Source organism: Acidovorax sp. JG5 (genome assembly GCF_017939685.1).
Taxonomy (GTDB): domain Bacteria; phylum Pseudomonadota; class Gammaproteobacteria; order Burkholderiales; family Burkholderiaceae_C; genus Acidovorax.
In genome coordinates, this window is sequence record NZ_JAGKSE010000004.1 from 15324 (window position 1) to 29525 (window position 14202).

Annotated in this window: 12 protein-coding genes; 4 read left to right on the forward strand and 8 right to left on the reverse strand. The window is 65.4% G+C overall.

The window, feature by feature from the left end; translation table 11 throughout:
• Positions 1-8: 8 nt before the first annotated feature.
• The 8 genes from rlmN to surE all read right to left on the reverse strand — a co-directional run bounded on the left by rlmN (position 9) and on the right by surE (position 7716).
• On the reverse strand, positions 9-1130 hold the full coding sequence (gene rlmN, locus J8G26_RS05915) for a 23S rRNA (adenine(2503)-C(2))-methyltransferase RlmN (protein WP_087744664.1): 1122 nt from the start codon (positions 1128-1130) through the stop codon (positions 9-11).
• An 84-nt stretch (positions 1131-1214) separates the two neighbouring features.
• Positions 1215-1640, reverse strand: a complete 426-nt coding sequence (gene ndk / locus J8G26_RS05920) for a nucleoside-diphosphate kinase (RefSeq protein WP_087744661.1) — start codon at positions 1638-1640, stop codon at positions 1215-1217.
• Positions 1641-1726: 86 nt separating this feature from the next.
• A complete protein-coding gene (locus tag J8G26_RS05925) occupies positions 1727-3298 on the reverse strand; it encodes a pseudouridine synthase (protein WP_087744658.1) in 1572 nt (523 codons plus the stop codon).
• Positions 3295-4035 (reverse strand): SMC-Scp complex subunit ScpB, encoded by a 741-nt coding sequence (gene scpB / locus J8G26_RS05930; RefSeq protein WP_087744655.1) that lies wholly within the window; start codon positions 4033-4035, stop codon positions 3295-3297. The genes J8G26_RS05925 and scpB overlap by 4 nt, the downstream gene beginning before the upstream one ends.
• A 153-nt stretch (positions 4036-4188) precedes the next feature.
• Positions 4189-5157 carry an RluA family pseudouridine synthase gene (locus J8G26_RS05935; protein ID WP_232476544.1) on the reverse strand — a complete coding sequence of 323 codons (969 nt, stop codon included), beginning with the start codon at positions 5155-5157 and terminating at the stop codon, positions 4189-4191.
• Between the two features lie 122 nt (positions 5158-5279).
• Positions 5280-6158: a peptidoglycan DD-metalloendopeptidase family protein gene (locus J8G26_RS05940; protein WP_210568271.1), complete on the reverse strand. Its 879-nt coding sequence runs from the start codon at positions 6156-6158 to the stop codon at positions 5280-5282.
• Between the two features lie 11 nt (positions 6159-6169).
• The gene (locus tag J8G26_RS05945; protein WP_210568272.1) at positions 6170-6934 is read right to left on the reverse strand and encodes a protein-L-isoaspartate(D-aspartate) O-methyltransferase; all 765 of its coding nucleotides are present in this window, start codon (positions 6932-6934) and stop codon (positions 6170-6172) included.
• Positions 6934-7716, reverse strand: a complete 783-nt coding sequence (gene surE / locus J8G26_RS05950) for a 5'/3'-nucleotidase SurE (protein WP_210568273.1) — start codon at positions 7714-7716, stop codon at positions 6934-6936. Before surE ends, J8G26_RS05945 begins: the two co-directional genes overlap by 1 nt.
• A gap of 125 nt (positions 7717-7841) precedes the next feature.
• On the opposite strand from surE, the gene J8G26_RS05955 reads away from it, so the two are divergent.
• The 4 genes from J8G26_RS05955 (at position 7842) to J8G26_RS05970 (ending at position 14053) form a co-directional block, all read left to right on the forward strand.
• A complete protein-coding gene (locus J8G26_RS05955; protein WP_087744644.1) occupies positions 7842-8816 on the forward strand; it encodes an NADPH:quinone oxidoreductase family protein in 975 nt (324 codons plus the stop codon).
• Positions 8817-8911: 95 nt separating this feature from the next.
• The gene (locus J8G26_RS05960; protein ID WP_210568274.1) at positions 8912-10438 is read left to right on the forward strand and encodes a diguanylate cyclase; all 1527 of its coding nucleotides are present in this window, start codon (positions 8912-8914) and stop codon (positions 10436-10438) included.
• Positions 10439-10477: 39 nt separating this feature from the next.
• Complete coding sequence (locus J8G26_RS05965; protein WP_210568275.1) at positions 10478-12055, forward strand: alkaline phosphatase D family protein; 1578 nt, start codon at positions 10478-10480, stop codon at positions 12053-12055.
• A 162-nt stretch (positions 12056-12217) separates the two neighbouring features.
• A complete protein-coding gene (locus tag J8G26_RS05970) occupies positions 12218-14053 on the forward strand; it encodes a gamma-glutamyltransferase family protein (protein ID WP_210568276.1) in 1836 nt (611 codons plus the stop codon).
• Positions 14054-14202: the final 149 nt, after the last annotated feature.

Below are 14202 nucleotides of genomic sequence, written 5' to 3' on the forward strand. Positions count from 1 at the left end.
GTGGCGACCTAAGTCACCTGTTTGAGCACGATTGTGCGTTGCTTTGCCATGCGCTCCACCGCACGCGTGCGGTCTTTCACATCGCCCGCCAACTGGCCGCAGGCGGCATCGATATCATCCCCGCGCGTCTTGCGCACTGTCGTGACAATTCCCGCGTCGCTCAGCACTTTTGCAAAAGTTGCCACTTGCACCTGGGAAGAGCGCGTGAGACCCGATGCGGGAAATGGATTGAACGGAATCAGATTGAATTTGCAGCGAATCCCGCTGCCGCGCGATGGCTTGACCAGCTCGATCAGCTGGTGGGCGTGCTCGATCTGGTCGTTCACACCATCCAGCATGCAGTATTCGAAGGTAATGAAGTCCCGTGGCGCATGCTCGAGATAGCGGTGGCAGGCATCCAGCAATTCCCGGATCGGGTATTTGCGGTTGAGCGGAACCAGGTAATCGCGCAAGGTATCGTTGGGCGCATGCAAGGAAACGGCCAGCGCCACCGGACAGTCTTGTGCCAGGCGGTCCATCATGGGAACGACACCCGAAGTAGACACCGTAACGCGCCTGCGCGACAAGCCGTAACCATGGTCATCCAGCATCACCTTGAGCGCCGGCACCAGGGCTGAATAGTTCTGCAGCGGCTCACCCATGCCCATCATCACCACGTTGGAAATGATGCGGGACGATGTTCCAAGGCGCTTGCGCAAGGCGTGCTCGGCAAACCACAGCTGCGCCACAATTTCACCCGTGGTGAGGTTGCGGCTGAAACCCTGGTGCCCCGTTGAACAAAACCGGCAACCGACCGCGCAGCCTGCCTGAGACGATACGCACAGGGTTCCCCGGTCATCTTCGGGGATGAACACGGATTCGACGGCATTGCCGCCACCCACATCGAACAGCCATTTGACGGTGCCATCGGCGGACACATGTTCACTGATGACGGGCAGGGCCTGCACATGCGCACAGCCCTTGAGCTTGGCGCGCAAGGCAACGGCCAGATCGCTCATGTCATCGAAATCGCTGGCGCCCCGCTGGTGAATCCAGCGGAAAAGCTGCGTGGCACGAAAACGCTTTTCCCCGAGCTGCCCACAAAATTCGGCCAGCCCGTCGAGGTCAAAATCGAGAAGATTGGTTGTCATGGTTGCCGCGCCCGGAACAGGTCGCAGCCGTCCCCAGCACTTGCTTTCTCCAAGGAGATTGGAACGAGCGTGGGGACGATCATGTCAGCGCGCGTAAACGTTCATGCCGGCGAAGAAGAAGGCGATTTCCACTGCAGCGGTTTCAGGGGCGTCGGAGCCGTGCACGGCATTGGCATCAATGCTGTCTGCAAAATCGGCGCGAATGGTGCCGGCCTCGGCCTTCTTCGGATCCGTTGCGCCCATCAGCTCGCGATTCTTCAAAATAGCGTTTTCACCTTCCAGCGCCTGGATCATGACGGGGCCGGAGATCATGAAATCCACCAGATCCTTGAAGAATGGACGCGCCTTGTGCACAGCATAGAACTGCTCTGCTTCCAGACGAGAGAGGTGCGCCATGCGGGCAGCGACCACTTTCAGGCCAGCGGCTTCAAAGCGGGCATAAATCTGGCCGATGACATTCTTGGCCACTGCGTCGGGCTTGATGATGGAGAGAGTACGTTCGATAGCCATGTTGATTTCCTGGTGTGATGTTGCTGTATTTTTTGCCCGTCGGGCAAAGCTTTTGATTCTAACCGGGCAAGCAATCCCCGGCCGCCTTAGCGATTTCCTCCGCGACGCGGCCCGCCCCCCCCGGCACGCCCGCCGCCGCCCGTGCGGCGCTGATCCTGGCGGTGGCGCGAGAGGCTGTCCACACCAATGTAGCCCACCGATGTTTTCATGGGATCAGGCTGTGCGGTGCCGCGCTGGCGATCCGGATTGCCGCTTCGCGCACCTGAAGCATCGGATCGGCGAGGTGCCTGGCCACGGGGCCCACCCACCCCACCACCGCTGGCGCCCGGCGGACGCTTGCGGCCATCGCCCATGCGTTGACCGCCGCGACCGCGATATCGATTGCCCCGGTCTGCGCTGGCAGAACCCTCCTCGCCGCGGACTTCAGTGGCTTGCGGGCGCCCGGCGCCGGCGGCCTGCACCAGTGCGCGGATATCGCTGTCATCGAGCTCCAGCCAGGCACCCCGCTTCAGGCCACGGGGCAAGACCATTGCACCATAACGGATGCGAATCAGACGGCTGACGGCGTGGCCCACGGCCTCCAGCATGCGCCGGACCTCGCGATTGCGGCCTTCGGAAATGGTGACGCGATACCAGCAATTGGAACCCTCGCCGCCGCCGTCCTCGATGGAGCCAAACGCAGCCATGCCATCGTCCAGCCGGACGCCGTCCAGCAGTTGCTGCTTTTCTTCGTTGCTCAAGGCGCCCAGGACACGCACGGCATATTCCCGCTCCAGCCCAAAACGGGGGTGCATCAGCTGGTTGGCCAACTCGCCCGAGCTGGTGAACAGCAGCAAGCCCTCGGTGTTCAGATCGAGCCGCCCGACCGACTGCCATTTGCCCTGCTGCAAGCGGGGGAGCTTGCGAAACACCGTCGGCCGGTTCTGCGGGTCATCGTGGGAAACCACTTCGCCGACGGGCTTGTGGTACGCGATGACACGCGCTGGCGGTGGATCGATGCGATAGCGAATCGGCTTGCCATTCACCTTCACCTGATCGCCAAACTGCACGCGCTGACCGATGTGCGCAGGCTCGTTGTTCACCGAGATCCTGCCCTCCAGAATCAACTGCTCCATCTCCAGACGAGAGCCCAGTCCGGCCTGCGCAAGGACCTTGTGAAGCTTGGGCGTTTCCACCTGGGGCAACAAGACGCGCTTGGGGGGCACTGCCTCGGCGCTGACTTCATCGGCATCAAAACGGCCCGAAATGACGTCTTCGAATTGGTAGCCACCTGCGGCAGGTGGGGATCGCTTGCCACGCCCAGCGCCCTCGGCGTGGCGTGGCTTCGCCTGGGGCCTGGCGCCGGGCTCGCGATGGTCATCCGTCGACGGCGACTGTGCGCTGCCGGTGTCCGATGGCAAGTCGGCACCGTTCGATGAATCCGTGAATGCCACAGCGGGCACGGGATCCGTCGGCAGATTCGCCAGCGCATCCAATGCCTCGCCATCTCCGGGCAACACCGCCGAAAGCTGGGGCGCCACTTCCCCGACGGCACCAGCCATTGGCTCGGCTTTCTTGCGCGGGGTTTTGCGTGCCGCAGGTTTTTTTGCGGGCACCGCGCCTTCGGAATTCACCGCCGCGTGCGGTATGTTCTGAGGATCGGAAGTGGAATCGTTCATAAATTATTTCCCGGGACACCCCCTGGAGCATCCTCTTGTTCATCACGGAGATCCTTCTCCGCACTTTGCTTGGCCCGCATCTCCTGCGGCACCGCTTGGGGGGCCAACCCCGGCAACCCTTCGCTCACCGAGGCAAGAATGTCCGGGGTATCGCTTGCGTGCATCTCCAAGGCACCCTGCCGGCTTGCGACCGATGCCATGGCATCCAGAACCATGGCACTGCCCGCGGGGTCATCCAGCACCGGCAACTGGTCCAGCGACTGCAACCCCAGATCGTCCAGAAACTGTCGCGTGGTGGCAAACAACGCGGGCCGGCCCACTGTTTCGCGATGCCCGATAACCTCGACCCAACCCCGGTCCTCCAACTGCTTCACGATCAGGCTATTAACCGTGACCCCCCGGATATCTTCAATATCCCCACGCGTCACCGGCTGGCGGTACGCAATGATGGCCAAGGTTTCGAGCGTGGCCCTGGAGTAGCGTGGCGGCTTCTCCGGGTGAAGTTTGTCCAGGTATTCGCGCATTTCGGGGCGGCTTTGAAATCGCCACCCGGAAGCCACCTGGACCAGTTCGACACCCCGCAAAGCCCAGTCCTGCTGGAGTTCCTGCAAAAGGACTTTCAGCGTGTCCGACCCCAGCGCATCATCAAAAAGTACACGCAGCTCCCGCACAGCCATGGGCTGCGCAGCGCAGATCAGGGCGGTTTCGAGGACCCGTTTGGCATCCACCGTATTCATGGTTCAGCGATTCCGGGAAAAATTGGGCCACGCGTCGATTGCGGGCACTACACCAACTGCAGGAGTCAATCCATGGCGCACCAGGAAGAAACTCTGGAGCGACGCACCGGCTGGCGGGAAACCGCCTTCGGGCGAACACGGTCTGGCAGACCGTCAGGGCGGATTGTAGCCCAGGCCCCACTCAGACAGCGCTTGCCTCATATCGCCTGGCACTGGCGCATGGAACTCGAGCGCCTGACCCGAGACCGGGTGCGCAAAAGACAGCCGGTACGCGTGAAGCGCCTGGCGCTCCATTCCAGCGGCGACAGCCCCCCCGTAAAGGACATCGGACACCAGCGGATGCCCCAGGGATGCCATGTGCACGCGAATCTGATGGGTGCGTCCCGTGTGCAGCGTGCACTCCACCCAGCAACCGAGGTCGTTGCCCACGAGCCAGCGCACATCCGTGCGCGCGGGTTTGCCAGCCTGGCTGTCGAGATTGACCACGGCCATGCGCAATCGGTTGCGCGGGTCGCGTCCGATGGGCGCCTGCACCGTGCGGCTGCGAGGCCCTGTCCACGGCCGGTGCGCCAGCGCCAGGTATTGCCGGTGCACAGATCGCGCGGCGATCATGCGCACCAGTGTGTCCATCGTGGACCGGTCCCTGGCGACCACCATCAAACCACTGGTGTCCTTATCCAGGCGGTGCACGATGCCCGCGCGGGGCACCAACTGCGCCTTTTCGTCGCGCGCCAAAAGCCCGTTCAGCAGCGTTCCACCCCAGTTGCCCGGCGCGGGATGGACGACCAGACCCGCCGGCTTGTTGATGACCAGCAGATGTTCGTCCTCGTAAACCACGTTGATGGGCAACGACTCGGGACGAAAAGCCTGGCTTTGTAGCGTCGGGCGCATTTCGATCACCACAACTTCGCCTGCCTTCACCCGGACAGATGCCTTGGTCGCAGGACGACCATTCAGCGATACCAGCCCCTGCAACAAAAGCTGCTGCAAATAGTTGCGGGAAAATTCGGGCACGAGTTCGACCAGTGCGCGGTCCAGGCGGGCCCCATGTTGGGCTACACCCACCTCCACTTGCCGCAGTTCGGATTCCGCCTCGGCGGGGCCACTGAATTCGTCCGCCAGGTCTAAGCCGTCAGCACCGTCTGCCGAGCCCACATCCTGACCTGCCTCGAGTGCTGGTCTTTCGTCGGGACGGCCCTTATGGGAAGCACCAGGCACGGCGGGCAGCGCGGCAGTGCGCACGCTCAACGCGCCGGCAAGTAACGGACAGGGTCAACGGGTTTGCCCTGGCGGCGAATCTCGAAGTGGAGCTTGACGCGATCCGCGTCCGTACTGCCCATTTCCGCAATTTTCTGCCCCCGCCGCACAGTCTGGTCTTCTTTGACCAGCAACGCCTGGTTGTGCGCGTAGGCGGTCAAAAAGGTGTTGTTGTGCTTCAGGATGACCAGATTGCCATAGCCCCGCAAACCGGCGCCTGCATAGACCACCCGCCCATCGGCGGCCGCAAGGACAGGGTCACCGGCCTTGCCCGCTATGTCGTAGCCCTTGTTGCGGGCCTCATCAAACCCTGCCAGCAAGACGCCAGAGGCGGGCCAGATGAAAGGCACATCATCTTCCGATGACGCTGCTGCTGGAGCGGGTGCAGGAGCCGGGATTTGCGCAGGCACAGGCGCCGCACCGTTGGCGGCCGGCTTGGGTGCACTGGCGCCCGAGGCAGGATTGACAGCCGAAGATGCGACAGGGCGCGTCACCACACCCGTTTCGGTGGAGGACGCTACGGCAGCGGCCGATGGCGGCACCACGCGCAGCACCTGTCCCACTTCGATCAGATTGGCATTTTCCAGATTGTTCCAGCGCGCGATGTCCTTCCACCCCTGGCCATTTTCGAGACCGATGCGAATCAGCGTATCCCCGGCCTTGACAGTGTAATAACCCGGCTTTCCGGCGTTCTCGGCGCCCGGCAACGGCTTGACGGGTGCAACAACCACCCCAGGCGATGAGGATGCAGAAGACGTTCCACGCTCCTCCACCGGAGCCTTCGTCATCCGGGTTCCGCAGCCGGCCAGCACCAGCGCCGTCAACGCTACGGAGAACCCAACAACAAGACTACGCGATACCAACATAAGCATTCCCTTCAGGCAATCCCCGATTTTAGGGGGACAAAATGAACCGGCTCGAGAACGGTTTGTTTCAATCCGTGCGCGGTTTTGTCGATGACAAGCAACACTTGCTGCCCGCCGGCAAGCGCCATGGGCGCCACGAGGCGCCCACCCGGGGCCAACTGATCGCACCAGGCCTGCGGCACGGCCTCGCCACCGGCAGCCGCGATGATGGCGGCATAAGGCGCACCTTTTGCATAGCCTTGCATGCCATCGCCAAACAGCAAATGCACGTTGGCCAGCCGCAGATGGCGCAGGTTGTCACGGGCCTTTTCGTGCAGGCCGCGCAGACGCTCGACCGAATACACCTCGCGGGCAAGATGGCTGAGCACCGCCGCCTGGTAGCCGCAACCGGTGCCGATTTCAAGTACACGGCCCAGCCCACCAGCGCGCGCGCTTTCGGCACCCAAAAGCAATTCGCACATGCGCGCCACCACGCTGGGCTTGGAAATGGTCTGCGCCAGGCCGATGGGCAAACTGGTGTCTTCGTACGCCTGGTTCACCAGGGCACTGTCAACAAAGCGGTGCCGTTCCACCGCCGACATGGCCTGAAGCACTGCCGACGAAGAAATACCGCCCGTGGCGAGCTTTTGCACCATGCGGGCGCGCACCGCCGCCGAATCCAGTCCGACCCCCTGGGGCGCCGCCGGAGCACTGGGGCGCACTGGCGTGGGTACGGCTCTGGGTGTAGCGCCCCCCGTGCCATCCAGGCGGGCAGGAAACCCCGGTCTGCGCTGCATCACCGCTCTGGTGCCGCGGAGTCTGCAGCCACCAGGCGGGACGCAGTCTGCGCCCAATAGCCCAGATTGTCGTGGTCCGTGAGGTCCACCTTCAAAGGGGTGACCGACACATGCCCCTGGGCCGTGGCGTGAAAATCGGTGCCCTCGGCATCGTCCTTGGCCGCGCCAGCCCCGCCAATCCAGTACATCACCTCACCACGCGGGCTTTCCTGCACGATCACGCGCTCGGCCGCATGGCGGCGCCCCAGGCGGCACAGCTTTAACGGGCGCAAGGCCTGCAGCGGCATGTTAGGGATGTTGATGTTGAGCAACCAGGGCGCTTCGGCCACCAGGTTCTGCGCCATCATCTGCGCGACGATTTCGCGGGTCTTGTGCGCAGCCGCCTCGATTTCGCCCCAGCCTTTGTCCACCTGGGAGATCGCCATCGCCGGAATGCCGAAAAGATACCCCTCCATGGCAGCGCCCACCGTGCCCGAATAGATGGTGTCATCGCCCATGTTGGCGCCATTGTTGATGCCGGACACCACCAGATCGGGGCGGTATCCGAGCAGCCCCGTGAGGGCAATGTGCACGCAGTCGGCCGGCGTGCCGTTCACATAGCGAAAGCCGTTGGCGGCCTGGTGCACATACAGGGGCGAATGCAGGGTCAGGGCGTTCGACTTGGCACTGTTGTTGTGCTCGGGCGCAACCACCTCTACGTCGGCGATGGTCTTGAGCGCTTCGTATATGGCCACGATACCCGGGGCCTGGTAGCCATCATCGTTGGATAAGAGGATCTTCATGGTCACTGTGCGGATTGCAACCGATTGTAGGGGCCCGCCGGCCGCAACCTGCCCGTCGCTCGTGGGACATCGGGCGCCCGGGGGCCACCCCTATCATGCAGGCCACCATTGACAGGAGACACCCCATGCACGCTTGGCTTTGCACCAACCCCACCGGCGTTGACGCACTCACCTGGACCGAACTACCCACGCCCACGCCCCAAGCGGGCGAGGTGCTCATCGCGATCAAGGCCGCCAGCCTGAATTTTCCGGACCTGCTGATCGTGCAGAACAAGTACCAGATGAAGCCGCCCCTGCCCTTTGTGCCCGGCTCGGAATATGCCGGCGTGGTGCAGGCGGTGGGCGAAGGCGTCACGCACCTGCAGGTGGGGCAGCGAGTGGCCTGCCTGTCTGGCACCGGCGGCTTTGCCACCCACACCATTGCTCCGGCGGCCTTATGCATGCCGCTGCCCGAGGGGTTCTCGTTCGTGGATGCGGCGGCCTTCATCATGATCTACGCCACCTCGTACCACGCGCTGGTGGACCGCGCCCAGCTCAAGGCCGGAGAAACCGTGCTGGTGCTGGGCGCCGCCGGTGGCGTAGGCACGGCAGCCATCCAGATCGCCAAGGCCATGGGGGCGCGGGTGATTGCCGCCGCCTCCAGCGCCGAGAAATGCGCGCTGTGCACCTCGATTGGCGCCGACGCCACCATCAACTACAGCCAGGAAAACCTGCGCGAAGCCATCAAGACCCTGACCAATGGCAAGGGGCCGGACGTCATTTACGACCCCGTGGGCGGCGACTTTGCCGAGCCGGCCTTCCGCTCCATTGCGTGGCGCGGCCGCTATCTGGTGGTGGGCTTTGCCTCGGGGCCCATCCCGGCGCTGCCGTTCAACCTGGCACTGCTCAAGGGCGCGTCCATCGTGGGTGTGTTCTGGGGCGACTTTGCCAAGCGCGAGCCCAAGGCCAATGCCGCCATGATGGCCGAGCTGGCCCAGTGGTATGGCCAGGGCAAGGTCAAGCCCGTGATCGACCGCACCATGCCCATGGCGCAACTGCACGCGGCCTACACCCACATGGGCTCGCGCGGGGTGATGGGCAAGCTGGTCATGGTCAACTGAAATCGCGCCGCAAGGGCGGCGGGTGCGCGTTGCCTGGCGCCCGCCACGCTGTGTCACACTCGTGCACCACAGCCCCCTGACACGGATGCTCGCACATGGCGGACCGACAACCCTCTGAAATTGCCCGTGAAACGCTCAAGCAACTGGCTGTCCGCCGGCTCGCTCCCACACCAGACAACTATCTGGCGCTGTACGAAGAAATCGCCGGCGTCCGCACCCCGCCGGCTTTCCCAGAGGGGCCGCTGCAGCACATTCTGAGAGTGCTGCCGGGCCAGACGCCGGCGCAAAAGCGGCTGCTGGGCCAGCTGGAGCGGGCCGTGGAAAACAAGGACTGGTCCGCCCTGCAAAGCGTGCTGGTGGGCTACGCCAATCTGGGGCTCAACCCGGCCACCGCCGAACCCGTGGTGGCCCAAACCACTGTGTTAACCATCCTGCCCGAAGACCTGGCAGAGCTGCTGGCCCGCCTGATCGACAACACCCTGCCGGCGCTGGGCGAAGAAGATGCCCGCGTGCATGAAATGGCCCGGCAGCTGACCCAATTGCTGCGCGAACCCGCACCGCCCGCCTCCACCGTGCAGCTGATGCTGAGCAACTTCACCTACCGCCTGTCGTTTGCCACCGAGGACCAGGCCGCCATACGCGCCAGCCTGCTTGAGCTGCTGCACATGGTGTTCGAGAACATCGCCGCGCTGAGCGTGGAAGACCGCTGGCTCAACGGCCAGGCCGAGGCCCTCATGGCGGCCGCCACACCGCCGCTCACCCTACGCCGGCTGGACGACGTGCAGCGGCGCCTGAAGGACGTCATCTTCAAGCAGACCGAGGCCCACGCCCGCGCCATGGAGGCCCAAGAGCAGATGAAGGACATGCTGTCCACCTTCATCGAGCGCCTGGCAAAGATCACCGACTCCAGCACCACCTACCAGGACACGATGGAGCGCTGCGCCGACCTCATCGGCAAGGCCAGCACCCTCGAAGAAATTGCCCCCGTCCTGCAGGAAGTGATGCAGGCCACCCGCTCCATGGCACTGGACAGCCGGGCCGCCCACGATGAGCTGCACGAATTGCGGGAGCGCACCGAACTCAAGCGCGCACAGGTCGCGCAGCTGCAGCAGGAGCTTGACCGCGCCAGCGCCCAGGCACGCCACGACCCGCTTACCGGCTCGCTCAACCGCAAGGGACTGGAAGAGGCCATGGAACGCGAGCTGGCCCGAGCAACCCGCACCGGTGCGCCGCTGTGCGTGGCTTTGCTCGATATCGACAACTTCAAAACCATCAACGACCGGCTTGGCCACAATGCCGGCGATGCGGCGCTGCTGCACCTGACCCAGGTCACCCGCGAAGTCATGCGCCCCCAGGACCTGCTGGCCCGCTATGGCGGCGAAGAATTCGTGCTGGTCTTGCCCGACACCACCGCTGCCAACGGCGTCGCCGCCATGACGCGCCTGCAGCGCGAGCTGACCACCCGCTTCTTTTTACAGGGCAAAGAAAAAGTGCTGATCACCTTCAGCGCCGGCGTGGCCCAGCTGGGCGAAGGCGAAACCAGTGCCGATGCCATCCGCCGGGCCGACAAAAGCATGTACCTGGCCAAGCGCTCGGGCAAGAACCGCGTCATGGCCGCGTGATGGCCGCCTGATCCACCCGCCGGCCCCGCCCCCCGCACCGTGACACCCCTGCAACGCCGCGCCTTCCTGCAGCGTGCAGCCCTGGTGGCCACTGCCGGCGCCCTGCCCCGCTGGGCCTGGAGCACCAGCCCGCTGCAGCACGACCCCTTTGCCCTGGGCGTGGCCAGCGGCGACCCCACACCCGACGGCGTGGTGCTCTGGACGCGGCTGCTGCCCACGCCGTCCGGCCCACTCACCACACCGATCACGGTGCACTGGGAGCTGGCCGACGACCCGGCCTTCCGGCGCATCGTGCAGCGCGGGCAGGCCACGGCGCTGCCAGCCCTGGGCCACAGCGTGCATGTCGAGCTGACCGGGTTGGCCCCGGCCCGCTGGTACCACTACCGCTTCATGCTGGGCGACGCGGTTAGCGCCACGGGCCGCACCCGCACCACGCCCGCAGCCGATGCCCTGGACAGCCATCTGCGCCTGGCCTTTGCCTCGTGCCAGCGCTGGGAACATGGCCACTACGCCGCATGGCGCCACCTGTGCGCCGACCAGCCCGATCTGGTGCTGTTTTTGGGCGATTACATCTATGAATACGCATCACCGCCAGCCAGCACGGGCCTGGCCCGCGTGCACGCGCTGCGCCACGCCAGCACCCTGGCCGACTTTCGCGACCGCTACGCGCTGCACAAGAGCGACCCCGCCCTGCAGGCCGCCCATGCCACCTGCCCCTGGGCCGTGACCTGGGACGACCATGAAGCGCAGAACGACTACGCCGGCGGGCAAGGCAAAGGCAGCCAGGGCGATCCGGCGGCTTTCCTGGCCCTGCGCAGCGCGGCCTGGCAGGCGTTTTACGAAAACCTGCCCCTGCGCGCCGCCAGCCTGGTGGCGCCCGGCTTTGGCGCCCTGCAGGTGTACCGCCGCCTGCGCTGGGGCCGCCTGGCCCAGGTGCACCTGCTAGACACCCGCCAGCACCGCGAGTGGCAGGCCTGCCGCCCGGTTGACGCGGGTGGGGCAGCGGCCGTGCGCCCGCACGACTGCGCAGCCCTGGCCGACCCGCAACGCACCCTGCTGGGCGCCGCCCAGGAGCAGTGGCTCGATGCAGGCCTGGCAGCAGATGCCCAGCACGACCGCACCCGCTGGAGCGTAATCGCGCAGCAAACCCTGTTTTCGCCCCGCCGCTACCCCTCGGGCGTGGTCTCCACCGACAGCTGGGACGGCTACCCCGGTGCCCGCGCGCGCCTGCTGCAGTCGCTGGCCCGCCATGCCCCGCGCAACAGCGTGCTGCTGGGCGGCGACATCCACCAGAACTACGTCTGCCAGGTGCTGGCCGATGCCGGCTCAGACGGCCAGCCGCCTGCCGGGCCGGTGATCGCCAGCGAGTTCTGCGGCACCTCGATCAGTTCGCGCGCGGGCACCACGCAGGACAAGGTCGATGCCATCGCCCGCCACAACCCGCATGTGCTGCTGGCGCGCAGCGACCAGCGCGGCTACGGCCTGGCCGACATCACGCCGCAGCGCTGGACCACCACCTTGCGCGTGGTGAACGACCCCTTGCGCGCCGACAGTGGCGCGTCCACCCTGGCGCGCTTCGTGGTGGAAGACGGGCAGGCCGGGCCCGTGCCGGCATGAACCGATTAGCTCACTCATTGATAGCTATCAGCGCTTATCGGTAAAGCGCTAGAGGCCAAAAAGCCTCAAAACCAGCAGCACTGTTCCGCGATGTAACAAACACCAGGGCCCAGCCGCCCGCCCGCTACCATGGGTTCCCGCCCACCCCATGGAGAACGCAGGATGCCCAAGACCACCACCCTTCGCATTGCGCTGCTCGCTGCAGCCGCCCTGCTGGCCGGTTGCAACAGCGCCCCGCCGCTGGCCTACACCGTGCCCAGTCAGCCCGAGGGGTCGTCGGGCACCACCGAAAAGCCAGGCTGGGCCACCGAGAAGTTTGCCGTGGCCGCCGCCAACCCGCTGGCCACCGACGCGGGCTACCAGGTGCTCAAAGCCGGCGGCTCGGCCATCGACGCGGCCATTGCCGTGCAGATGGTGCTGACGCTGGTGGAGCCCCAGTCCAGCGGCATTGGCGGCGGCGCCTTTTTGCTGCATGCCGCAGGCGCGCGGGTCGAGGCCTATGACGGGCGCGAGACAGCGCCTGCAGCCGCCACCGACAAACTCTTCATCGGCGCAGACGGCAAGCCCCTGCCCTTCAACGACGCCGTGGTGGGCGGCCGCTCGGTGGGCGTGCCAGGCACGGTGCGCATGCTGGAGCTGGCGCACCGCGAGCACGGCAAGCTGGCCTGGGCGCAACTGTTCCAGCCCGCGATCCAGCTGGCCGAGGGCGGCTTCAAGGTCAGCGCCCGGCTCAACACCCTGTTGGCCAACGACAAATTCCTGTCGCAAGACCCGGTGGCCGCCGCCTACTTCTACGACGCCGCCGGCAAACCCCGGCCCGTGGGCCATGTGCTGAAAAACCCCGAGCTGGCTGCAGTGCTGCTGGCCATCGCGCGGCAGGGCTCCAAGGCACTGCTCGAGGGCGACGTGGCCCAGGCCATCGTGGCCAAGGTGCGCACGCACCCCACCAACCCGGGCCAGCTCAGCCTGGCCGACCTGGCGGGCTACCAGCCGAAAAAGCGCGAAGCCCTGTGCAGCAGCTACCAGGTCGCGCCCCACAACTACCGTGTGTGCGGGTTTCCCCCCCCCAGCTCGGGCGCCATTGCCATCGGCCAGATCCTGGGCATCCTCAAGCACACCAACGCGGCCACCCTGCCGCTGCAGGAAGGCCTGAACGGCCCCGCGCCCAGCGCCGACTGGCTGCACCTCTACACCGAGGCCGCGCGCCTGGCCTTTGCCGACCGCGCACTCTACGTGGCCGACCCCGATTTCGTGCAGCCCCCCGCCGGCAGCTGGATGAGCCTGCTGGAGCCCGCCTACCTGGCCAGCCGCGCCAAGCTAATCGGTGCGCAAAGCATGAAGGTGGCGCAACCCGGCACACCGGGCGCCGTGCGCACCAGCTTTGCGCCCATGCCCGAGCAGCCCGAGTACGGCACCAGCCACATCAGCATCGTGGACGCCTTCGGCAATGCGGTGGCCATGACCACCACCATCGAAGACCAGTTTGGTTCGCGCCAGATGGTGACCACCAACGCCGCGCGCAGCGGGGGCTTTCTGCTCAACAACGAACTCACCGACTTCAGCTTTGCCCCGACCGACGCGCAGGGCCAGCCCATTGCCAACCGCGTGCAGCCCGGCAAGCGCCCGCGCTCATCCATGGCGCCCACGCTGGTGTTCGACCAGGCCAGCGGCGAGCTCTTGATGAGCGGCGGCAGCCCCGGCGGCGCGGCCATCATCCACTACACGGCCAAGACGCTGTATGGCGTTTTCAACTGGGGCCTGATGCCCCAGCAGGCCATCAACCTGCCCAACTTCGGCACATTCAACGGCCCCACGCTGCTGGAAGAAAACCGCTTCCTGCCCGCCACGGTGCAGGCCCTGCGCGCACGCGGCGCCGAAGTGCGCGAGATGAACATGACCAGCGGCCTGCAGGCCATCACCCGCGGCCAGGCCCATGGCCAAAAGATCTGGCTGGGCGGCGCCGACCCACGGCGCGAAGGCGTGGTGATGGGCGACTGAGCGAGTTTTTTTAAGGCAAATGAGGCTCCAGCGCTTTCAGATCAAGCGCTAGAAGCTATTGAAAAAATAGCAAAACCCGCAACCACCCCACCAAAGTCACCAGAACGCACCGGGGGCGACAACCCCCGCACCCCCACGCGGTTTGCAAC